Origin of the sequence: Sphingobacterium sp. MYb382, assembly GCF_037572665.1 — a bacterium.
GTDB lineage: Bacteria > Bacteroidota > Bacteroidia > Sphingobacteriales > Sphingobacteriaceae > Sphingobacterium.
On sequence record NZ_JBBGZT010000029.1, the window covers coordinates 506,161 to 531,198 of the forward strand.

The window sequence follows — 25,038 nt, forward strand, 5'->3', positions numbered from 1 at the left end:
CCGAATAACATGAACACTACATACCATAAATTCAACTTCAGTTTCTTATTCCGCACCTTGTGCTTAGGACTGGTTTTCTTAGCGACTTTCGCTGCTTGTAAGCGTGATTACGAAGCTCCTCCCCTTACAGAACCTAAATACAATGGTCCTTCAGGAACAATTACGCTTGCGCAATTGAAGCAAAAATATGCAGATATTAAAACGCCTACGGTAATCGAGGAAGATCATATCTTACGTGTTGTCATTAGTGGAAATGATATCTCTGGTAATATTTACAAACAATTGTATGCTCAAGATGAGACAGCAGGTATCAATATTGGTATAGACCAAAATAGTATGTATACTACTTACCGTGTTGGACAAGAGGTATACATTAAATTGAAAGGTCTTGCCATGGTAAAATATGGTGACGAGCTTCAACTTGCTTTTAACGGCACCAATGCTAACCGTATTGCTTGGGAAATCTTCAATAAGCAGACCTCATTAAGTGGATGGCCAAATGCACAAAATGTACAACCTTTAGAAGTTGATCTTTCTAAATTGGATGCTTCTATGGTTAACAAATTAGTAATCATCAAAGGTGTACGCTTTGTAAATGAAGGTAAAAAGAACTTTACAACAGGCGATGCAACGACCAACGAACAGATTAAAGATGCTAATGGTAAAACATTAGATGTACGTACAAGTAACTTCTCTACCTTCGCAAAAGATAAATTGCCTGTAGGTAAAGGTACATTAGTTGGTATGCTTGGTCGTTTCAACGGTGGATGGCAGTTATTCTTGCGTGAAAAAACAGACATTAAAGACTTCGATGGCAAGCCGAGTGAAGGAACAACACCAACTGATCCAACGGAAGAAATCATCTTTAAAGAAACTTTCGGAACAGGTACATACCCATCAACCAATAGACCTAAAATCGCTGACTTCAAAGATTTCGATATGAAAGCACCTGTAACGTTCGCAGATGCATCTGGATTAGCAGATATCAGAAGTATAGCTGGCGACAATGGTGCACATATCTGGTTGCCGGCAAACAAAGATGTAACAATTGCGATTAACGGTATCCAAACTAAAAATGCGGAAGGACTTATTTTAAGCTACCAATTAGCTGCCAATATATTTAATGCGAAAGAAGCTATGAACTTAAATGCTGTTAAAGTAAAAATTAATGGCACGACTTACAATGTACCAAGTATACCTGTATCAAACGAAAATGGAGATAACGCTAAATTTTATACAATTACTATCCCTAACATTGCAAAAGCGGAAACTTCAACAATTGAGCTACAAGTAGTGGGAACAGAAAATACTTACGGTCTTCGTTTAGACAATATTATTATTAAAAAAGTAACAAACGGTGGCAACTCTGGTGGTGGCATTATCGTTACTAAATAAGTAAACATGAAGAAATCACTTTTAATAGCTTTATTATTCGTTGGCTTTTTTCAGTTAGGAACCCAAGCGCAAAGCAACAAAAGAATCTATCCTGTTGCTTTCTACAACTTGGAAAACCTCTTCGACATCTACGATGATCCAGCGATCAACGACGAAGAGTTTACCCCTACCGGAGGCAACAACTGGACATTAGGAAAGTATAACCAAAAGGTGAGCAATATGGCACGTGCAATACGTGCCATTGGCTCTCCTTATTCGTCTTCTGGCCCATCTGTTCTTGGTGTTTGTGAAATCGAAAACAGACGTGTTTTGGAAGACCTTATTGCTGACCCGCAATTACGTGACCTTAACTGGGGTATTGTACATTACGATTCGCCAGATAAACGTGGGGTAGACGTGGGCTTACTATACAATAAAGACCATTTCCAACCCTACAATGAGGTTGTATACCCATACACCCTACCTGACAACCCTGACTTCCGCACACGCGATCAGCTGATGGTATCGGGTACGATGGCGGGCGATACGGTACACATCATCGTGAACCACTGGCCTTCACGTTATGGTTCAAAATCGTCTTCGCTGCGCGAGCATGCAGCAAGCATTACTAAGTCGATTTGTGACTCTTTATACCAAGTGCAACCAGACGCTAAAATTGTAATCATGGGCGATTTAAACGATGACCCTACAGACAAGAGCGTAAAGGTAGTATTGGAAGCGAAAAAAGATATCAAAGATGTTCCTGAGCAAGGTCTATACAATACCATGTGGAAACACTACGACAAAGGTATCGGTTCACTAGCTTACCAAGGTAAATGGAATCTTTTTGACCAGATCATCATCTCAAGACCTTTGATTGATAACAAAAACAAAGGATTACGTTTTGTAAAATCTGAAATCTTCAACCGCGATTTCTTAATCCAGCATGAAGGAAAAAACAAAGGTTATCCACACCGTACATTCTCCGGAAATGTATTTATTAATGGATACTCCGACCACTTCCCTACTTTAATTTTCTTAGCAAAATAATAGACAAGGAATAACATAAAACAGGGCTCGTTTTCATCAAACGAGCCCTGTTTCTTTTTATACAATAAATTGGATGGAACTATCCCTTGGATGTTCCTTTTTTCAATACGATAACCGTAATTTCCGGCCATACCCCTACTCGTCCACGCAAAGCATGGTAACCAAAACCGCGATTTACATACAAGTATTTTCCGCTTCGCGAATAAAGGCCTGCCCATTGTTTATAGAAATACTGAATAGGACTCCATTTAAAACCGAATAACTCAAAGCCAAACTGCATACCATGTGTGTGTCCTGCTAGTGTCAGATGTATAGGCTTAGGGTGATCTAAGGTCACCAATTCCCAATGTGAAGGATCATGCGACAGCAATACCTTAAACGCATCAGCAGGAACTTGCTCCGTCGCTTTATTCAAATCACCATATTGATGAAAACCACCTTTACCCCAGTTTTCAACACCAATCAATGCAATGCTCTGCCCATCTTTTGTAATGTTGACAGACTCGTTCAACAACAATTTAAAACCAATTTCACCATGAACGGCTTTCAATCGTTTCAGGTTTTCGGCTTTCAACGCTTGATTTTCCCAACTCGCATAGTCACCGTAGTCGTGATTCCCCAAAACTGAAAATTGCCCATAAGGAGCCTTTAACTTCGCGAAGTCAGCCATCCATGGATCCATTTCAGAAGCATAGTTGTTAACCAAATCGCCCGTAAATAGCATCAAATCGCTATGCTGTGCATTGGCCAAGGCAATTCCTTTTTGAACACCTTTCACATCGGATAAACTACCGGAATGGATATCCGACAATTGCGTAATTTTAAATCCATCGAAAGCATCCGGAAGATCAGGAAAATATAAAACCTCTTCCTTCACTTTATAGAAGTGTCGTCCTTTAGTCAATCCAAACACAAGAAGTAAAATAAAGAGTAAGGCTAAAACTAAAACAGCCTCACTAATCCCTAAAATACGATCAGGAAAACCTTGAAACAAACGAAAAACATCCTCAACAACCAGTAAAGGAAAAGTGAAAACTTTAGGAATAAAAACCAATAGAAAACTAGTAATTAAACCCGCGGAAAGATTTTGCACATCGCGTCCTGCGCGACGTAAAAATATCAAAGCAAAAATCCCAGCGAAAAGTAAACCATCGACTAACCAATAGAGGCTATGCGCATATGCTTGTGGGAAAACTGTACTAAAAGCTTGGTAGAAATAAATATCACCAACGATAAACAGTATTAAAATAAGAATTAATCTTTTTGTCATGTTCTATGTATGTGTAAACCATTTGACCAATCTTGTGCCAAAGTCAGCTTTAAAGAGCCACTCAACAAGCTCACCATAAAAAATAATAATCCCATGACAATCGATTACAACTATAATTAAAATCGAACGTAAAAAAGGACTTTAAAGCTATAACTACAGCCATAAAGATTTACAATGCCAGAATGGCAGATTTCACCAATAATGCAATAAAAACAGACGAGATACTGGTTAGAAAAATTGAAAAGAGAGGCCCCTCCTCTACTGTGGTTATAGATTATGAGGTAGTTAATTACCCTAAAAACTATATATGAAAAAGAAAATAAAGTTTGCGTTCAGCGTTATTATATGCTCACTTAAGCAGGTTATAATAAACAATACTTAATGCAACAGATATGAAATTGCCAATCAAATAATAATCATTATAGCTGTCCTCCTTCTGTCTTCCTTCTTCAGTTTGTTCATTATCGGCACTTTTCAACCTTGTTCCTAGCTTTAATGCACCAAACAAGGTTAATACATGTGGAAATCCATTTAACAACCCATAGGTTAAAAATGCTCTTTCTATTAATCCTTTTGCAATAGATTTAAAATCAAGATATTTAGTTTTTCTATCCTTTGGGGTAATAATTGTATAAATAATCGTCAATATAAGCTGTAAAAAAACGATTAAAAGTATAATCTTACAACTGATACTCATGTTCAAATTTAGATATGGTATATAAAACTTCTTTAACGGAGTGATAAGAAGACATATTCAAATTTCGATTCCTCTTCCAAACTAGGGAACGATCTTTATGGAGCTTTTCCGATACTATCTTATAATCGTTAAACTCAATCAGTGCGCTAATCAATTCATAATCTCGATTAATTTTCCATTGATCGACAATATTTTGATAGATATTGAAACTATTGTTGACAATGTTGTTTTTAGGAGAGTCTTGTACGTCAACATAAAATCTGACATCTTTATCCTTCAAACTATTCAATATAGATCGGGCTTGCGTCAACCCTTTCCCCAGCATTTCATAAGCAATATAGTTATTTATATCGGTCTCAATGTCACCTAGATATACGACATACCGAAGCTTTAATGGAAAATTATTTTTAATAATGAATTCTTCAATATCTAATATCACTTTTATAGAGGATTCAAAGTTGTCCATAATCCCTTGAAACTCGTCCCCTAAGGTTATAGTCAATGGTGATAAAATTATATCTCGGTATTTTTCATTGATATAAGTAGTACACAATCGGAGATTGTTAATTAAAAGTTGTTGGTCCTTTTCACCACTTTTTATGACATCACTCATCAAAATATACTGTTCCATAGTATAAATATACTTTTTTATTTCACCAATGATGCAACAATAACAAAAATTGCACGAATCATGCAACAAACTCAATTATTTCACTAATCATGCAACAAACAAAAAAAATCCCCAATAGACATTACATCTATCGGGGATAACCTATTAATAAACCACTACTAACCTAGTATCCTGTATTCTGCTTTAAATTTGGATTAACCGCAATCTGCTGACTTGGAATTGGATATACCAAAGTCTTCGGATCAGGATCGGCAGCTTTCTCTTGCCAAGCCAATAAAAACTTATTAAAGCGAATTAAATCTTGTCTTCTCCAACCTTCCCAATATAACTCACGAGCACGTTCGTCGAGTAAATTGTCTAAGGTCAATGTTCCTAACCCTGTTACGCCACGATTTGTTCGGATGCTATTAACAAGTGTTAAAGCATCGGCAGCACTTCCGGCTCCACCACGTAAAATCGCTTCTGCCTGCATCAACAATACATCCGCGTAGCGAAAAACAACCCAATCGTTATTCCGTTGTCCTGTAACGCTATAGTCAAATGCATATTTCACCGGACGAATACCTGCCGTTTCTAAAGTTGCCCCAGAAGTTCTTATCGTCACCTCACGTGTGAAAATCAATGGCGCGTTTAACGGATTTCGAGCCACCAAAGGCTTGTTGGTTGACCAATTGTACTGCTGACCGGCAAAGAAACCTACGTTCTGACGTTTAAAACCTTTGGTACGGTTAGAAGTCGTATCTGCAGGGTAATCGTAGTAGATACCTCTCCGCTCATCATCTGCCGTAAACTTATCGTAATAATCAGACAATGTACACCAGCCGTTCCAGCCTCCCGGATTCATGTTGTAATGAGCTACCGTATTCCAAGCACGGTCCACATTACCGCCGCGCTCTCCATTCTTATTGAAAAGGGTATAAATATTTTCGGTCGACTTCACATCATTATCTGGTGCAAAGTTGTCAAAGTACTTTCCTTTGGCTGCGATAGAATAAACTCCGGTAGCGGTAATTTCTTTAGCCAGTTCAATAACTTTATTCATATCGGCAGCCTCAAATTTTGGAGCTTGTCGATTCAAGTAAGCCCCTTTATTCAAGTATATTTTCATGAGCAAAGTCTTTGCAGCATTTCTATTGGCTACAAAAGCATCCTTAGGGCCATTCGCCGGCAGGCTATTCATAATCTCCGTTAAATCTTTAATGATATAATCCATGGCCGCTTGCGGCTGCAACACTTCTGGAGCAATACGAAAATCCTCTAAAGACGCACCCTCGCGAATAGGCACTACGCCGTATAAATCCAACAAATCAGACATCGCTAATGCACGAATAAAGCGAGCCTCAGCTCCTTGTTGTGCATTAGGTTTATAGCGTAAAACATTCGCCGCATTGTAAACCGCAGTTCCCAAGCTCACAAACGTATTGTTCATATAGCCATTATCGGCATTCCAAGTATGCAAGTGTATAGCACGGTGCATCCCATTATCATCCCAGTCACCACCACGCGTAGGCGCCATGGCCGCATCGGTCGATATCTCTTGCATCACCCAGCGCTGCTCCTGTTGATAAGGAACATTCAACGAGTTATATGCCGTAACGAGCAAACCTCCTGGGTCTACATTCGAAGTCCCTTCCTCTAACTCGCTTTTAAACTCCTCCTTAAGCTTTGTGCAGGAGGTTAAATTCGTAACAAAAAATCCCGTAATTGTTATGTATAATAAATATCTTAGTTTCATCTGTTTAGTTTTTATTATCAATTATGCACTACTATCTTTCGCTCCGTTAAAGGGAAAAGTTAACCCCTAATAATATGTTTCTAGCTGGTGGATAAGGCAGATACTCTATACCCAACGATGGAATACCGTTGTTAGAACCATCCGTGTTAACCTCTGGATCAAAGCCTTTGTATTTAGTGATGATAAAAAGGTTCTGTCCTGTCAAGGAAACACTGAAGTTTTTGAAATTCTTACCGATATCACCTACCCGATAGCTTAATGTCATATTCGCTAACTTCAAGTAATCACCCTTCTCTAAAAAACGAGTCGATGGTGCAGAAGAGTTTGATGTAGACTCTTTTACGGAAGTATCAAAAAATGCAGAACCAATATTTCTAGACGATAAATTACTCAAACCTAAACTTGTTGCAGCCGAGTTATTGAAAAGGTAATGCCCTAAAGCACCATTCATGTTCACGGCAAGCGATAAGCGCTGGTAAGCAACATTCGTAGAAACACCTAACAACGTTGTTGGATTTGGACTATTCGCATAAAACTTATTAGTAGCAGGATCATTCGAGCTACTAATACTACCATCAAGACCACGATACATACTCATACCTGTTTGCGGGTCGATACCTTCATATTGCGCCAAATACCAAACATTAAGTGGTTGTCCATTCGTCATACGCTGGCCCAAGACGCCAGAAAAACCTTGTCCGCGCAAAGCACCTGTCTCATAATACCCGACCAAACCACTCACGCTATTTTTCAAGAAGGTAGCATTCGCACTCAAATCCCAAGTCCAGTCTTTATTTTTCACAATCGTTCCCGTCAAAGCAATCTCCACACCTTTATTCACAATCTCGCCACCTAGATTCACCCAGATACGACCTGCTGGTGCAGGCTGTGCTAAGGTCTGCTCAAATAAGGCATCCGTTGTCTTTTTATTAAAGTAATCTATTGATCCATAAAGACGATTGTCTAGAAAAGCAAAGTCAATACCGGCATTGATAGTCGTTGAAGTTTCCCATTTCAAATCATCATTACCAAAATTTGCTTGGCTAACACTTTGGTTTGCAAAAATAAACTTGTTTAAAGATGCTCCAGAAGGGAACTCTTGATTACCTGTTTTACCCCAACCTACTCTTACTTTCAACTGATTAACAAAGCTGTTAGATTTCAAGAAATCCTCTTCAGCAACATTCCATGCCAAAGCAAAAGAAGGGAAAACAGCATACTTGTTATTCGCTCCAAACTTAGTAGAACCATCTCTACGTGTTGTCGCTGTAAACAAGTAACGATCGAGGTAATTAACACCAGCACGAGCAAACATAGATTGCAACTCATTCGTAGGGCTACGGTAAGATGATATATCACGTGTTGCAATAGATGAGTATTGCATATAATCAAAATAATCAAGCCCCATGTAACTAAATCCGCCACCGAAAGAAATATTATTCTTGAAATTATAATCTAAATACTCATAACCAACGACCGCATTAATATTCCAATCTTTACTAACCTGCTTATTATAAGAAAGCATATGCGTCATCTGTAAATTTGTCTCGCTATTATTGGAAATAAAAGCTTGTTCATTATTTACCTGTGAAGGATCAATAATCCCTGCACGGTACATCCCTTCTCGATTTCCCGTTTGACGCATAGCACTATAAATAAAACGGTACTCCAAATCGTCCGTAATTTTATAATAAGGCGCTATATTGAACACCATGGTATTCGTTGTCGCTAGATCCTTAAAAGCTTCTATACTTGCCAACGGATTTCGCGTATTGGTATTTATAAAGGTCAAGTTTCCATTTTCATCACGAAGCGGGCGTGTTGGGTTCCATTGCAATGCTTGCGAAATGACATTCCCTTCAGCTCCTACTGATGCATTAATAGGTGAATACTTATTATCCATCTGCGTTAAGAAAATAGATACATCAAGACCTAGTTTCTTACTTTCTAAAAAGCGATAATTACCCGTAAAATTAGCGGTATACTTTTTTAGCTGTGAACCTAAAATAATACCATTTTGATTCATGTAGCCACCTGAAAGACGGTATTTACCATGCTCCGTTCCTCCAGCAACATCACCATAATAATTTTGCGTAGCAGCATTACGTGTGATTTCCTTAAAAGCATCCACATTACTACCAAAGTCAGCATTTGCCGCTTCCGTTGGCGTATAGTATTGTAAAGCTTCTCTAAAACGAGAGGCATTCAGCACATCTGGAAATTTACGCATGCTCGAAATTCCCGCTGATGCACCAATAGACAATACTGGAGGGCCTACTTTTCCTTTCTTAGTGGTGATAATTACAACACCATTAGCACCACGAGAACCGTAGATAGCTGTAGCCGAAGCATCTTTCAAAATATCCATACTAGCGATATCACCCGGATTTAAATACGTTAACGGATTACCTCTGTCGGATGAAAATCCTCCTCGTCCCTCTGGCAAAGGTGAATTTCCTGACATAGGAACACCATCGAGCACAAATAAAGGATTGTTACTTGCTCTGATGGACGAGTTTCCACGAATACGAACTGTAACCGATCCACCTGGTTGTCCTGTATTATTAATCACCATCACCCCTGGTGTTTTCCCTTGAATCAATTGATCAGGACTCGTCATAATACCGCGATTGAAGTTCTTCTCGGCAATAGTAACCATAGCACCTGTAAGGTCTTTTTTACGTGCCGTACCATAACCGATAACAACGACCTCATCCAAATCTTGATCCGCACTCGGAACAAGCTTAATAAGAAGCTCGCCACCTGCAATGGGCACTTCCTTGGTTGTATAGCCAATAAAAGAAACCTCTAGCCATTGAGCCGTTGTCGGAACAGTCAACGAGAAGTTCCCCTCTTGGTCGGAAAGCGTTGCCTGCGTTCCTCCTTTTATTTTCAATGTGGCTCCCGCCAAAGGAGCATCTATCTCGTCAACAACCTTTCCGCTCAAAACCCGTGTTTGGGCCATGACCATACAGGATACGAGCAGTAATGTAAAAGTCATTACGTAGCGTGCAAGTAGATTATTTTTCATGCATTTTTAGATTAATGAATTAATTGATTAGTTACTCCTATAGATTAAATACAGTTGTTTATCATGTTTAGTAGCTTGTTCAAGAAATTCTATTTTTCAACCTTTCAAATACATTTGAAGACTTTGACTTGTTAAGATGACACATTTACAGCAGCTACTGCAAGTGCAATCAATTCGAAACGTCAGGATGAGCAGGAGCTCATTGTCTAAAAAAAATATTTTAACAGTAAAAAAAGATCAGCTTTATGCTGGTAAAATTTCTTGAGAAATTATATGTTTATATTTGGTAATTACAATCACCTAAAAATGAGAAAAACATAGTCATCGCTTCAATCACAGCGTCTCAATTTTATATCATAGCGTATCAGTGATAAACTGTTTGTATTAATCCAGTAAACCGAAAGAAATTAAGATGTTGAAAAGCACTATCCTCATCTGCGTCATTTATGTACTACTTGCCTTCAACAAAGGGCAGGCACAGCCTGCTTATTTTAAAAATTATCAAACAACAGATGGCTTATCTAACAATACGGTAACGAGCATCACACAGGATAGACAAGGTTTTTTATGGATTGGTAGCCGTAATGGCTTAAATCGCTTCGATGGCAATCGATTTAAAATATTTAGGCATCAGGCTACAGATTCGCTGAGTCTAGGAAGCTCTTCCATCTTAAGTTTACTAACTGATAGTGAAGGTAAAATCTGGGTAGGAACCACCCGAGGTCTGTATACCTACAACCCTATAAAGGAAAATTTCAACCTGATAAAACAAATCCCGCAAGGAGAAATACGTTTTATAAAAGCATATGCCGGCTATATATGGGTCGTATACAAGAACACACTATATCAATACAGTGTGCAGCGCAATCAATTCACGGCCTTCAATGATGATAAAAATATTACCGCCATTAACAGTTCTCCACATGGAGGCCTTTGGATACTTAACAATAATCAGGTACTAAAGAAGTATAACCAAAGACTGAACCGCTTTACAGAAGTTGATTTACAGAAGATAAACGTTAAAATACCGACAAGCATACGTGCGATACACGGCATTAATGACTCATTAGTACTCATCGGAACCAACCGTACCGCCTATTTGCTTGATATTAACAAAGGAACTTTAAAAGACTTGTTCACAAAAGAACAGCATCAAGCGAGTATCCAGATAAATAGCATAAGCCAGCATAGTGCTTCTAACTTTTGGTTTGGTACCGAGACGGGTATTTACACCTATGACTTACAAACGCACAAAAGCCAACATATAAAAAAGGATGACCGAAACCCATTCTCCATCTCTGACAATGTTGTCTATGACTTTTATACAGACAAGGAAGGGAACACATGGATAGCGACGTTCTTCGGTGGTCTAACGCAGTATAGCAATCACTTTGACAATTTTAAAAAATATTTTTCAGGCTTTGGCAGTCCCTCCCTCTCGGGAAATATTGTTCACGAAATACAAAAAGATAAAGAAGGTAAACTTTGGGTAGGTACGGAAGATAATGGATTAAACAGAATAAACCTACAATCTGGAGCAATCGAACATTTTATAGCTAATGGAAAACCAGGAAGTATTACCTACAATAATATCCATGGACTTGCAACGGTAAATGATGAACTATGGATTGGGACAACCACCAACGGTTTGAATATTTTAGACCTCCAGACGGGAAAATTAAAACGTAGCTATCCTGAAATTGCTGATGGCGACGTACGTAGCAAATTTGTAGTCTCTCTTTACAAAACAAGTAATAATAAGGTATACATAGGTACCGACAACGGCTTGTTTACCTATGATAGTAAAAAGGAAACCTTTAAGTTACTACCCCTAAAAACAGCCTGGATTCAAGGTATTTATGAAGATGGAGAGGGCCTTCTTTGGATTAATACTTATGGCAGTGGCGTCATTATTTTAAATCCGAGGACGCAGACGACGCAGAATATCCTTGCGGATGCTAAAAAACCAGATCAGCTGATTAACAACTATGTAAACGGGTTATTTGAGGATAGTAATAAAAATATTTGGTTTTGTACTGAGGGTGGAGTAACTCGATATCGTAGAGATGGGCAGTTTAAAAATTATCCAGATATACCGAGCTTATCCTCCAATCAAACTTTTAAAGCACTCGAAGATGATAACCATAGCATATGGATATCAACAAGTAACGGCTTAGTAAAACTTAATGACAAGGAGGATAAAGCCGTTCTCTACACGGCCAAAGACGGGCTTCCAACAGACCAGTTTAATTACAATTCAGCCTACAAGGATACAGATGGCACCTTATATTTTGGTACACTAAAGGGAATGATAAGCTTTAATCCGTCCAAATCTTTCAAAAATGACTATGTACCACCCTTGCTTATCAGCGATATACAAATTAATAATAAAGAAGTTCTTGTTGGGGGAAATAGCCCTTTACAACAATCTATCTCCTTGACGAAAGAATTACGCCTAAGCTACGATAAGTCAAATATTAGCTTTGCCATAGCTTCGTTAAGCTTTGTATCACCAGAGAGTAATGTGTACAGCTACATCATGGAGGGCTACGACAAACAGTGGACAACCATAAAGGGGAACCAAAAAATTTATTACAATAAGCTTCCTCCAGGAGATTACACCTTTAAATTTATCGGCACCAACAATAATAATGTATGGAATAAAGAGGTAAGGCAAATCCGCATTTTTGTATCGCCACCATGGTGGCAAAGTAGGCTTGCCTATGGCCTATACGCGATTTTTATAACGGCTATTATCGCGCTTATTCTACGGTACTATTTCCTATGGATGCAGGCCAATCAAAGCCGTAAAATGGAGTTATTTGAACATAAAAAAGAGCAGGAGATATACAACCTGAAATTAGAGTTCTTCACCAATTTAGCACATGAAATACGCACACCACTGGCATTAATAAAAATGCCTTTAGAAAAAATTATACGCACCGAAAAGAATTTAAACCATGATACGATAAAAGACCTTGCTCTTATGGAGCGAAGCACCACAAGACTGATTCGTTTGACCAACCAATTATTAGACTTTAGAAAAGCAGAAAGCAACGCCATGAACCTTATTTTCACGAAAACAGACATTAATGCGCTACTATCAGAAATTTTCAACGACCTCCTTTATCTAGCGCAAGACAAATCACTAACGTATGAGCTTTCCTTACCTCGTATAAGTTTAACAGCTTATGTAGATGAAGAAGCCTGTCGTAAAATTTTCACCAACCTAATTCACAATGCAATAAAATATGCGGAAAGGGAAGTTAAAGTAAAGCTCCTCCCCTTCAATAGCGATGATATTATGTTCAATGTAGAGTTCCGCAACGATGGTGAGCTTATTCCTTATGATAAAAAAGATAAAATATTTGAACCTTTTTACCGACTTAATGAATCAGGTAAAGATACAGGAACGGGGATTGGGTTGCCATTATCACGCTCTTTAATCGAATTGCATAAAGGAACAATCGCCCTAATGCAAACCGATGAAAAAAGAAACCTTTTCCTTCTTTCATGCCCTATTCTACAAGACCAATCCTTAGATATCCCTGATTTTCAAGAGGAGTTATCCCCGATTACAGAAGCCTTTGCAACGCCGGAGAAAGAAGATGGCGACGTAGAGAAACCGAACATTCTAATTGTCGAAGACAACAAAGAAATATTGGCCTATCTAAATAAAGAACTAAAACTACATTACAATATACGAAGAGCTACCAATGGTGTTGAGGCATTAGACATTCTTGATAATGAAAGTATACAACTAGTTTTGACAGACATTATGATGCCTATCATGGATGGTATCGCTTTATGCAAACGTATAAAAACTGATTTTCTCTATAGCCATATTCCCGTTATTTTCTTGACGGCAAAGAATACCTTAAACTCAAAAATAGAAGCCCTAAACAGCGGTGCCGACGCTTATATTGAGAAACCTTTTTCTATAGCATACCTAACGGTACAGATACAAAACATATTGAAAAATAGAAATATGATAAAGAAATATTTCACCAATGCACTCGTATCCGACTTATTAGAGGTAAATATATCAGCACCGGACAAAGATTTTATCGGACAGCTAAACCAAGTTATTTATGATAACATCGCGACTATAGATTTAAATGTTGAAGAGCTGGCTAAATTGATGAATATGAGCCGGCCTACCTTATACCGTAAAATTAAAGGGCTTTCAGACCTTACGCCCAATGAGCTTATCAATATGTCTAGACTAAAAAAGGCAGCCGAGTTACTACACACAAAGGAATACAATATATCGCAAGTAGCAATTATGGTAGGCTATACTGTACAATCTAACTTTTCAAGAGATTTCCATAAACATTTCGGCATGACGCCCAGTGTTTACATTACAGAAAATGAGAAGAAAAAACGTGGTTTATAAGCACAAAAGGTCCGAAACGGACCTTTTGTGCTTATAACGAACACCTCTGTCCATTAATTATGCTTTTAAATTTCGCGACTTTAGCTCATCCTCAATCTGCTTTAAAATTAAGGCACATAGAAAAAGAGCCATTGAAAAACCACCTAAAGGAATAGATAGCTTATAGCTGCTACCAACGACCGCAGCATAAAGAAAGGCAACCACTGCAAGGAAGGTGATGACCCCTAGAATAATGACAAAGGCACGAAATCGTTTACGCTTCTCTTGAAGCGCCTCAATAGGTAAATCTTTTAGTTTAGTAGTTGTTGACATAAAAGGAATATAAAACTCAAATATCGTTTTTAAAACTAACATCTAAAAAAATTAACGTTTATCGAGTGTACGCAGTGCTTTCTTAATGATATAGCGGGTCTCCTTGCAATCGCTTTCCACCTCCCAAGCTTGACAAAGAGCACGAACAAAACCTGGCGCTGTTTTGCTAGCGTCATTCAGCCAATTGCCCACACTATCCTGTACATACTTGGCGGGATCCGCTTTTAGTGGTTCTAAAAGAGGAAGAGCAAGGCTCGGGTTTTCCTTCAATACGTCTATATGTGCACACCAAACACCGCGAGGCCGAGTCGCTTCTGTGGCGAAGCGTCTAATATTTTCATCGCTATGGCCTGTCCATGGCGTCAAGACGGCGATACTCACGTCCAAGTTGGCAGCAATCGTACTACGAACGGCCATCCAACTAATTTCTCGAACACCAAAATGCTTGTCTGCAGCGAACACCTGTATCTGCTGCAACATTTCATTGATGGTTAACTCTTTGTTTCGACCAACGATGTAGGTCGCCCAACAACGAACAACATCCGACTGATGCGCCCTAAGGATTTTCAAAAATGAAAAATCATGCTGTTGCATAGCTTGTTCGAAAAGCGTCGACCCAATAGCTTCATTTACAGTATTAATAGTTTGCTTTTTCAGCGCATGGACTGCTGCCAAAACCGGATGAAGATAGTCTAGTCTTCCTTGTTCCTGAAGCAGATGCTTCAATAAAAACTGCTGATCAACAGCGAGCCATTCCACAAGATTGGCCGTTTCAATCTCTCCCCGATTAAGCTGTTCTAAAATTCCTAAAGGAATATCTTTCATACTCCTTGCTCCTTTTCTTTTTATACCGTCCATAATTTAATTGTGCCCTCCTACTGATAAACCTATCTTTACAAAGGTTTAAAAGTTAACGCATAATTACAATACCGCATAAAATTGTCCCTATGGGATAAAAAAGTCAATCGTATGAAAATGAAAGCTCCAGCGATAGCAGATAAAGTTTGTCCACTAGAAATTGCGGTCAACGCAATCAGTGGTAAATGGAAAGTTCCCATTGTATGGCGCATAAATCAAGGAGAAAAACGCCCTAGTGAAATGCTGCGCGGTATTGCTACCGTAGATAGACGTGTCCTTAATCAGCAGCTTTCCGAAATGGTGAGCGACGGTATTTTAACTAAGAAATCTTTTAATGAATTACCGCCACGGGTTGAATACAGCCTCACCCCACTCGGTGAAAGCTTAGTCGATGTTCTTTGGAAACTAAACAATTGGGGAGAAAAATTATTGGAAGCTAAAGAATAGCTACAAAAAGATTAACAATTCGTTTCCCTTCCTTAAACCGGAAGGTTTATCGGCACCTGCAAACCTAGCTTCTCTACGCCCATAGCGACAACCGTGCGGAAACGCTTGACATTATCTACACCAAAAAATATCCTGCGCGTTAGTTTTTCATAGTCACCCATAGAATTAACCACGATAACCAAAAAGAAATCAGACTCACCGGTCACGTAATAACATTGTTGTACCTCCTTGGTCGATAAGAATATTTTTTTTGTCTCATCGATAAGCTCAATCTTCTCACTCTCCAAGAATACCTCAACCAGCAAAGTAACTGGACTTCCCACCTGTTCACGGTTTAAAACAGACACATCAGCCTTTATTGTACCTTCCGCACGCATACGCTTGATACGTCGTTGAACCGCTGCTGCAGAAAGACCTATACGATTACCAATTTCACGCTGTGGAGTCTGGTTATCGACCTGAAGGATTTCTAAGATAGCTACATCAAATTTATCCATGAAGACGTTTTTTAGTGAAACAAAATTGCAAAACAACACTCAAATTTAAAGAAAACACCCTTAGTAAAAGAGGTATTTTTGCACAAACGTACCGCATGGAAAAAACAAACAATGTAAAAGGATTCGCGTTAGCCATAACAGCCGCTATCTTTTGGGGCGTATCAGGAACCTTAGGACAATTTCTTTTTCAAGAGAAACATATCAATGTAGAATGGCTTATCACCATGCGCATGCTTATCTCAGGTCTCCTACTTTTAGGATATACCGCTGTCGCGGAAAAAGAAAACATAACCAACATTTGGAAGGATAAGAAAGATGTCGTCCAACTTTTGATTTTTAGTATCACCGGTATGTTAGCTGTACAATACACCTACTTTGCGGCGATTAAGCATTCCAATGCTGCCACCGCAACGGTATTACAATATGCAGGACCGATCTTCATAGCCATCTATCTCGCTATTAAAAACAAACAATTGCCAAAAGCAAGGGAATTCTTAGCCATATGCCTTGCCGTTTTGGGAACTTTTCTGCTCGTGACGCATGGCAACTTTAATACGCTGTCCATTTCATCGACGGCCTTATTTTTTGGTATTGCTTCTGCCGTTGCTTTAGCCGTCTACACCTTGCAACCTCTAAAATTACTAGCTAAATATACACCAACACTTGTTATCGGTTGGGCTATGCTGTGTGGAGGAATAGCCTTTAGCTTCATAAAAGCACCATGGCAAACAGCAGGAATTTGGGATGCGACGACTTTCACCTATACGGCACTTATCATCTTGTTTGGCACACTCATCGCCTTCACCTTTTACTTGCAAGCCGTAAAAATTATCGGTGGACAAAAGGCAAGCCTGCTGGCCTCTGCCGAACCGCTTGCAGCGGCCTTACTCGCAGTCTATTGGTTACAAACACCTTTTCAACTAATCGATTGGGTTGGTAGCCTCTGCATCATCTCGACGGTATTCCTCTTGAGCAGAAAAAAGTAACAACTCCATCCTTAAGCCTAAAACGCTAAAAACAGGCTATCAAGGCGTATCTGCAACGGTTCAAATGGAAGGCCTAACCATAGGCTAAATATTAATAATTTGATAATACGTTACATTAAGTATTCGGTCATTTTCTTAGATAGCTTTGTGAAATTTTCAAAACAGGCCCTGTGATTAAGAATGACAAATAGCAAAATTTTAGAGGAACCCCGTGCGCATATTCGTTCAATAGTTGATCAAGAAAGTTTCACTGCTATCTATGCACAATACTGTGATATCGTTTATGCGAACATCCTTCGATTCGTAAAAAATGAAGGAAATGCGGAAGACATCCTGCACGATGTATTTATTCAACTTTGGGAAAACAGGAACAAATTGCATGATAAATCCATCGGTGGATGGCTCTTCGTCGTAAGCCACAATAAAGCTTTAGATTTCCTTAAACGATCTGTTAAGTTCTCCCTAGACTATATTGGGGATTATGACGCACTAACGCATTTGGTCGCAGACCAGGATGATAAAGAAGAGGTATACATCCAGCAGGTAAGCCTATTGAAGGAAGCTGTGGAACAATTACCTTTACGGATGCGTCGCGTATTTCAGCTTTACCGATTGGAAGGTAAGTCCAAAGAAGAAGTAGCCTCGCTGCTCGGTATATCATCAAGCTCGGTAACCGATTATTTAAAACAATCCAACAGAGCGATTCGTAGCTATATCCAACATAACTACCCGAGCTTAATAACGAATAGTCTATTGTTCACCATTGGTCTTTCCACAATAAATTAAAGGCTATTTATAATTAACACACAATTTGTTCATGATTCTTTAATGTAAAAAGCCATCCCCTTTTTGAGCCTTTATAGTTTTTACTATATGATTAAAAAGCTTAAACAGGACATCATCAAATTTTGGGAAGGCAACGCTTCGACAGATCAGCGCAAAGATCTCTTGACAAAGCTAAACGAGCATCCCTATGAAATTCGTGAGGCCTTTGGAAAAGAATTTGAAGAAGACCATCAGAATGGGCCTTCGGTTCGACTAGCTGACAACAAGAAAAAAGAACTGCTTAACAGTTTATTGAAAAAAATACAGCTGAACAACGAAAACCAGCTGCCAAAACACCAAAATAGAAACTACTACTGGCATACCCGCATTGCAGCCACGATTTTACTGTTTTTAGGTCTCGCTATAGCCGTAAAATATGGGCAGCAGGACAAAGAAGCAAACCAGCTTCAAACACATACCCTTAAAAATATAATCCAAGAGAACCTTGGACAGGAAGATCTATCCATCTTATTACCCGATGGATCCACGGTAAACTTAGCGCCACAAGCAAAAATAGCCTATACAGCAGATTATGGTTTAGCAACACGCAACCTAGCACTATTGGCAGGAAAGGCTGAATTTCATGTAGCTAAAGATAAATCCAAGCCTTTTATAGTAACGGCCAACGGCTATAGCGTAACCGCATTAGGAACTATCTTTCAAGTTAATACGACCGCAGCAGACCACCTAAAAGTACGCCTTCTTGAAGGGAAGATAGTCGTTGATGCTTTGGAAAAAGAAGCAAAGTTCCCATCAACAATTCTTAATCCTGGTGAAGAGTTAAACATTCGCTACCTACAAAATGAGGCTTCGCAACAAGCAGCGACTTGGCAACAGAAAAAATTTGCAGCCAATCAAGCAGAAGCCCTTAGCAGACATATTTTCGGTGCACGCAACCTTGTACTACACTATGACGATACCCCTTTGTCAACAGTTGTTGAACAATTGGAAAACGTATACGACCAAGATTTCGAATTCAATGCAAAAGAGCTCCGCAATATCCGTTTCACAGGTAAACTAGCTATCCATAGCACCACTTGGAACACCGATTCTTTAACCGCTCTTTTCAACACCTTAACAGAAAATACAGCTGTAATCTACGAGGTGAAAAATGATAAGATCACAATCGGTATCGCAAAGCAATAATCTATTCATCACATATTCTACCTACAACATTATTATTAATTGAAACAAATGAAAAATCTATTTACAATGTTGTTATCAACCATGCTGATAACAATTCTGTTTACTCCAGATGTTTTAGCGCAAGCAACAAATGCCAGCATCTTAGGGGTTATTACCGATGCGAACAATAAACCCGTTGCCGGTGTATCTGTTACTATAAAAAATGAATCTACAGGTTTTCAAAATAGCACCTCCACCAATACAAATGGAGAATACCTGTTTCTACAATTACCACTAGGAAAGCCATACACCATCAGGGTGAAGCATTTAAACTATAATGAAGCTATAGAACAAGGATATAGCTTAAACCAAGGTGATCAGCTGCGTCTTAACTTCAGCTTAAGACAAGCAAACACCACGCTGGAAGCGGTGAAGGTCACCGCTACGACAAACCTAAAAAATACCATTCGTAATTTGGGTGCGTCGACAGCAGTAACGGCTCGCGACTTGGAGAAACTTCCTGTAAACGGACGTAACTTCACTTCTCTAATCAACCTTTCGCCATTAAGCAACGGCAGTCAGCTATCGGGACAAATAGCCACATCAACGAACTTCTCTATTGATGGGATGACTTCTCGCGGACCATTATCGGGAGGAACAACCAATAGAGGACCTTACTCCGTTTCTATGGAAGCTATTCGTGAATTTGAAGTAGCAACTAACCAATATGACGTTACCTACGGTCGTGCTGGTGGTGGTACCATCAATACGGTAACAAAATCAGGAACAAATACGTTGACAGGAAGTGTTTTCACCTACGCTCGTACAGGCTGGTTATCCAGCCCTTATGACATTAGAGGAAATAAAATTGACCAAGAATATTCAACATACCAATTTGGCTTCTCCTTAGCGGGACCGATTGTAAAGGATAAAGCACATTTCTTCGTTGCCTTAGATAAGCAAGCAGATTCAAGACCTTTTTACATTGCTGATATCCGCTCTGCGGAAGATGAGGCACGTCTAAACCTTACACAGACAACCTTGGATAAATACCTAGGTATAGCACGTGACAAATATGGCGTGGCAGCATCTCCACAAACAGGTGCTTTTGAACGTAAAAGACCGACAACGACCCTTTTCACCCGTATTGACTGGCAATTAAACAAGAAAAACCTATTAACGATACGCAATAACTACGTACGTGATATGAATAACCAAGGGGTTAGCGACAATAGTGCCATCAACCTATATGAAGTTTATGGTTCCCACCTGTCGACCGACAATAGTTTCATGGCTTCACTACGTACATCTGTAAAGCCAAGATTGACCAATGAATTGAAGGCTCAATATTTATACACCCTAGATGACGGTCGTCCGAATAAACAGTTGCCATCATCAAATATTCCTCGTGCTATTGTAGAACAAGTGGAATCACAAATTAATGGTAAGCCTGTAACCACTACAATACAATTCGGCGGACAGCGCTACCTACCAGAAACCTTCAAAAACCATGTTTTCCAATTGGTTGACAATTTATACTGGACAAAAGGCCGTGTGAATTACACTTTCGGATTCGACCTTATGTACACGAAAATGAGCTCGTTGGCAACAAGTGAAATGAACGGTCGTTTCTACTTCAGTGGCTTAGAAAGCTTAAACAACATGCAACCTTACCGTTATGCGCGTGAAGTATCCTTAGTAGATGATCCTACGGTAAAGCAAAGCGTCCTTAACGGAGGCGTTTATGCACAAGCACAGTCCAACTTAGGTTCTGGTGTTGACGTAACTTTCGGATTGCGAGCAGACTACACCTACTATTTCAATCACCCGGAGTTAAACACATCGGTACAAAAGGCACTAGGCCTACAAACAGACCATGGTGTTAAAACACTACAGGTTCAGCCTCGTTTCCAGTTCACTTGGGATATCGGAGAGCGTAAAACAGATATTCTACGCATCGGCGGTGGTATTTTTGGTTCCAACCTAAACAACTACTCGATGGTGAATAACATGCTTAATGATGGTACAAAAGTAGCTACAGTAGATTTAACAGGTGCGCTAGTGCCTTCACCAAACTTCAATGGCTACCGTCAAGACCCTACGCTAGCGCCAGGGAAAGAACTTTTTGACCTTCCAGGTGTTGGTAAAGTAAGTACCATCAATATGAACAATAAAGATGTTAAAGTACCGACGCTTTACAAAGCTAACCTTTCGTACAACAGATTTATAACCGATCGTTTCCGTGTAGGCGCGACCTTCTTCATGTCATTTGCACGAAACAACTACATGTATGTGGACCGCAACATGGTTGATAATCCATTTTTCAGGTTAGCAAATGAAGATAACCGTGGTGTATTTGTTCCTGTATCGGGTATAAGCTCTAAAAATGGAGCTGCGGACTGGATGACAGGCCGTAAGAGTACAGAGGTAAGTCGTGTCTTAGAATTAGTTAGTGAAGGTAAAATCAACCAATACGCGGTAGTACTCGATGCAACAGCACGCTACTACAAAGATGGTCAGTTGACCGTGAGCTACACGTGGAATGATACAAAAGACAATACTTCCTATAACGGAAACGTCGCGAACACAGCAACTTTAGACCTGATGACGGCCGAAGATCCTAGAGACCTTAAAAAGATGAGCTACTCAAGCAACCAATTCCGCAATAAAGTAGTAATCTATGGTACATTGCCAAGCTTCTATGGTGTTAGTGTAGGCGTTCGTTACTCAGGTATTGGCGGTACGCGTTATTCTTTAGCCGTTAGTGGTAACGTAAACGGTGACTTTGTAAACAGCAATGATTTAGCCTTTATTTTTGACCCTAACAACAGCAAAAATACCGAAGCTGTACGCACAGGTATACAAGCTATTCTTGACAATCCGAATGCGGACAAAAAATTCAAATCTTACTTAAGTAGCCATTTAGGAAAAATTGCAGAAAGAAATGGTGGTGTCAATCGTTTTTATGGCGTTTGGGATGTTAGAGCAAGCAAGAAATTCAACATCTACAAAACTCATGCTTTAGAGATTTCGGCAGATGTATTCAACTTTGCCAACCTATTGAATAAAAAATGGGGTGTAGACAAAACTTTAGGTAAACAAAACTTAATGTCTATTCGTGGTTTTGATGCGGCTAAGCAAGAATATACCTATCAAATTAATCCAAATGCTGGTGTTTCCACATTATCAGGAAACCCTTACCAAGTGCAGTTGGGTGTAAGATATAGTTTTTAATTAATCCTTAATCGTACGAACAGTATGAACAACAGTAGAAGAGATTTTATTAAAAAGGCAGCACTTCTTTCGGGAAGTGCCGCCCTATTCAATATGATGCCAGCAACAATTCAGAAGGCATTAGCTATTAATCCAGCAAAAGGAAGCTCCTTTTATGATGCGGAACATATTGTATTCTTAATGCAAGAGAACCGTTCTTTCGACCATTTGTATGGAACATTAAAAGGTGTTAGAGGATTTAACGATCCCAGAGCAATAGACCTACCCAACAAAAATAAAGTGTGGTTGCAGACGAACCCACAGGGCGACACCTATGCTCCTTTCCGATTGAATGTTAAAGAGACAAAAGCACCATGGATGGGTTCAACACCACATGGCTGGGCCGACCAAACGGATGCACGCAACAAGGGAAAGTATGACCGTTGGCTTGAAGTAAAGAAGCCTTACAATAAAGACTACAACGACATCCCTTTGACTTTAGGCTACTGTGATCGAGCGGATTTCCCATTTTATTACTCGCTAGCGGATGCTTTTACGATATGTGACCAGCACTTTAGTTCGAGCATCACAGGCACCCACCCCAACCGTTGGTATTGGATGACGGGTACCGTGCGTGAACAAAATAAACCAGAAGCCAAAGCGCACTTATGGAACATTAGTGACTACAGCAAGCCAACACTTGACTGGAAAACATTTCCCGAGCGTCTACAAGAGCATGCCGTCAGTTGGCGCATTTATCAAAACGAACTAACACTGGGGTTCGGCTTAAATAGCAAAGAAAGCAACTGGCTAGGAAATTTTGGCACCAATGTTATGGAATATTTTAAAGCCTACAATGTGCGTCTACACACAAGTAGCTTAAAAAATACAGAGGAGCGTAAGAAAATTGTACGAGAAGAAATAAAACGTATCGGTGAAAACCCGACTACCGATGCCGATAAACAGCGCTTAATCGCCGCACAAAAGGTACTTCTACTGATTGATACGAGCGAGAAAACATATACACAAGAAGCTTACGACGACCTTACTCTCTATCAAAGAGCGTTGAATGAAAATGCTTTTTCGGTCAATAAGGATGACCCTGACTTCCATACCTTGACTTCCATAAAATATGATGATCAAGGGGAACAAAGAGAATTAGAAATCCCTAAAGGTGATATTTTACATCAATTTAGACAAGATGTTAAAAACAATAAGCTGCCAACAGTAAGCTGGTTAATGTCGCCGGGTAACTTCTCCGATCACCCAGGTATGCCTTGGTTTGGATCATGGTATGTAAACGAGGTGATGGAAATACTCTTGGAAAATCCAGAAATATGGAAAAAGACCATTTTTATACTTACCTACGATGAGAATGATGGTTTCTTTGATCATGTCCCTCCTTATGCTGTTCCCAATCCCTACAAAACAGACCAAGGTAAAGTTTCCAAAACAATCGATACCCGTCTAGACTTTGTTACCAACGACCAACAGACAAATCCATCTGCTGATGCGGGACGCTTACGCGAAAGCTCCATTGGCCTCGGCTATCGTGTCCCTTTAATTATTGCATCCCCATGGACAAGAGGTGGTTATGTAAACTCAGAAGTTTTTGACCATACATCATCGCTTCAGTTTTTAGAACATTTTATCGCAAAGAAATTGAAAAAAAATGTAGTAGAGGAAAACATATCTTCATGGAGAAGAAGCATTTGTGGCGATTTAACATCGGTATTTAGACCTTATCAAGGTGAAAAAATTGAAAGCCCAACCCCATTAAACAAAACGGCGTTTTTACATGAGATTCAGAATGCGAAGTTCAAGGCTATTCCACAAAACTTCAAAGCTTTATCGGCAGCAGAAATTCAACAGTTAAACACGAATCCTGCTTCGTCGCCTTACTTTCCAAAGCAGGAGAAAGGAACAAAGCCCGCAAATTCAATCCCGTACGAACTCTATGTTGATGGTGTCTTCAATCCTGAAAACAAAACCTACAACATTAGTTTTCAAGCACAAAACAACGTATTTGGTTCTAAAAGTGCTGGCGCTCCATTTTTGCTTTATGCCATGAACCCATACGAAGGAGAGCAGTTACGCACCTGGGAATATGCCGTTGCCGTAGGCGATACCATTGGCGACCATTGGGATATCAGAAAATTCGATAATCAACAGTATCATTTCAGAGTATATGCTCCCAACGGCTTTTACCGGGAGTTTAAAGGCACTAGCGCACCGGCAGACCTTAGTATTTCCTGCCGCTATGAATTTGTAGCAGGTAAACCTGCTCAGCTAACGGGCAATTTGCTGTTCATTGTTAAAAACACAAATAAATCTCCGAAAGAACTAATCATCGAAGATAAAAGCTATAAAAAGTCACCAATACGCAAAACAATAGCTGGTAATAGCCAACAAGAGATTGTCGTTTCTTTGAAAGATAGCTTCAATTGGTACGATTTACAACTACGTGTAAATGGCAATAAAGAATGGTCTGAACGTTTTGCAGGCCATATAGAAACCATACAGGTTTCAACAACAGATCCATTAATGGGTGGACTTGTCTAGAAACTAACAAGACCTAACAGGGTAAAACC

17 protein-coding genes are annotated in these 25,038 nt (G+C 39.4%); 9 read left to right on the top strand and 8 right to left on the bottom strand.

The features are described 5' to 3' along the window. Positions 1-9: 9 nt before the first annotated feature. Positions 10-1,395, top strand: a complete 1,386-nt coding sequence (locus WH223_RS19840) for a DUF5689 domain-containing protein (protein WP_340049617.1) — start codon at positions 10-12, stop codon at positions 1,393-1,395. 6 nt (positions 1,396-1,401) lie between these two features. Continuing rightward, positions 1,402-2,424, top strand: a complete 1,023-nt coding sequence (locus tag WH223_RS19845; RefSeq protein ID WP_340049618.1) for an endonuclease/exonuclease/phosphatase family protein — start codon at positions 1,402-1,404, stop codon at positions 2,422-2,424. Positions 2,425-2,503: 79 nt separating this feature from the next. On the opposite strand, the gene WH223_RS19850 is transcribed toward WH223_RS19845, so the two are convergent. The 5 genes from WH223_RS19850 to WH223_RS19870 all read right to left on the bottom strand — a co-directional run bounded on the left by WH223_RS19850 (position 2,504) and on the right by WH223_RS19870 (position 9,788). Next, a complete protein-coding gene (locus WH223_RS19850; RefSeq protein ID WP_340049619.1) occupies positions 2,504-3,694 on the bottom strand; it encodes a metallophosphoesterase in 1,191 nt (396 codons plus the stop codon). Positions 3,695-4,043: 349 nt separating this feature from the next. Then, positions 4,044-4,340 (bottom strand): hypothetical protein, encoded by a 297-nt coding sequence (locus tag WH223_RS19855; protein WP_340049620.1) that lies wholly within the window; start codon positions 4,338-4,340, stop codon positions 4,044-4,046. Between the two features lie 34 nt (positions 4,341-4,374). Next, the gene (locus WH223_RS19860; RefSeq protein ID WP_340049621.1) at positions 4,375-5,022 is read right to left on the bottom strand and encodes a SatD family protein; all 648 of its coding nucleotides are present in this window, start codon (positions 5,020-5,022) and stop codon (positions 4,375-4,377) included. 163 nt (positions 5,023-5,185) lie between these two features. Further along, on the bottom strand, positions 5,186-6,757 hold the full coding sequence (locus tag WH223_RS19865; protein ID WP_340049623.1) for a RagB/SusD family nutrient uptake outer membrane protein: 1,572 nt from the start codon (positions 6,755-6,757) through the stop codon (positions 5,186-5,188). A gap of 46 nt (positions 6,758-6,803) precedes the next feature. Further along, positions 6,804-9,788, bottom strand: coding sequence for a SusC/RagA family TonB-linked outer membrane protein (locus WH223_RS19870; RefSeq protein WP_340049624.1), 2,985 nt, complete (start codon positions 9,786-9,788; stop codon positions 6,804-6,806). Positions 9,789-10,200: 412 nt separating this feature from the next. Between WH223_RS19870 and WH223_RS19875 the strand changes: the two genes are divergently transcribed. After that, positions 10,201-14,184, top strand: coding sequence for a two-component regulator propeller domain-containing protein (locus WH223_RS19875; protein WP_340049625.1), 3,984 nt, complete (start codon positions 10,201-10,203; stop codon positions 14,182-14,184). Positions 14,185-14,241: 57 nt separating this feature from the next. Here WH223_RS19875 and WH223_RS19880 read toward each other — a convergent pair whose 3' ends face one another. After that, a complete protein-coding gene (locus WH223_RS19880; RefSeq protein WP_340049626.1) occupies positions 14,242-14,496 on the bottom strand; it encodes a hypothetical protein in 255 nt (84 codons plus the stop codon). A 51-nt stretch (positions 14,497-14,547) separates the two neighbouring features. Further along, positions 14,548-15,354: a DNA alkylation repair protein gene (locus WH223_RS19885; protein WP_340049627.1), complete on the bottom strand. Its 807-nt coding sequence runs from the start codon at positions 15,352-15,354 to the stop codon at positions 14,548-14,550. 111 nt (positions 15,355-15,465) lie between these two features. Here WH223_RS19885 and WH223_RS19890 point away from each other — a divergent pair, with 111 nt between their 5' ends. Beyond that, positions 15,466-15,801: a winged helix-turn-helix transcriptional regulator gene (locus WH223_RS19890; protein WP_340049628.1), complete on the top strand. Its 336-nt coding sequence runs from the start codon at positions 15,466-15,468 to the stop codon at positions 15,799-15,801. A gap of 32 nt (positions 15,802-15,833) precedes the next feature. Here WH223_RS19890 and WH223_RS19895 read toward each other — a convergent pair whose 3' ends face one another. Then, on the bottom strand, positions 15,834-16,298 hold the full coding sequence (locus WH223_RS19895; RefSeq protein WP_340049629.1) for an Lrp/AsnC family transcriptional regulator: 465 nt from the start codon (positions 16,296-16,298) through the stop codon (positions 15,834-15,836). 95 nt (positions 16,299-16,393) lie between these two features. Here WH223_RS19895 and WH223_RS19900 point away from each other — a divergent pair, with 95 nt between their 5' ends. From WH223_RS19900 to WH223_RS19920, 5 genes are all read left to right on the top strand, one after another. Beyond that, positions 16,394-17,284 carry a DMT family transporter gene (locus tag WH223_RS19900; RefSeq protein WP_340049630.1) on the top strand — a complete coding sequence of 297 codons (891 nt, stop codon included), beginning with the start codon at positions 16,394-16,396 and terminating at the stop codon, positions 17,282-17,284. Between the two features lie 180 nt (positions 17,285-17,464). Then, positions 17,465-18,070 (top strand): RNA polymerase sigma factor, encoded by a 606-nt coding sequence (locus WH223_RS19905; protein WP_340049631.1) that lies wholly within the window; start codon positions 17,465-17,467, stop codon positions 18,068-18,070. A gap of 87 nt (positions 18,071-18,157) precedes the next feature. After that, a complete protein-coding gene (locus WH223_RS19910) occupies positions 18,158-19,255 on the top strand; it encodes a FecR family protein (RefSeq protein ID WP_340049632.1) in 1,098 nt (365 codons plus the stop codon). Positions 19,256-19,303: 48 nt separating this feature from the next. Next, the gene (locus tag WH223_RS19915; RefSeq protein ID WP_340049633.1) at positions 19,304-22,468 is read left to right on the top strand and encodes a TonB-dependent receptor; all 3,165 of its coding nucleotides are present in this window, start codon (positions 19,304-19,306) and stop codon (positions 22,466-22,468) included. 24 nt (positions 22,469-22,492) lie between these two features. Continuing rightward, positions 22,493-25,009 (top strand): phosphocholine-specific phospholipase C, encoded by a 2,517-nt coding sequence (locus WH223_RS19920; protein ID WP_340049634.1) that lies wholly within the window; start codon positions 22,493-22,495, stop codon positions 25,007-25,009. Positions 25,010-25,038 lie beyond the last annotated feature (29 nt).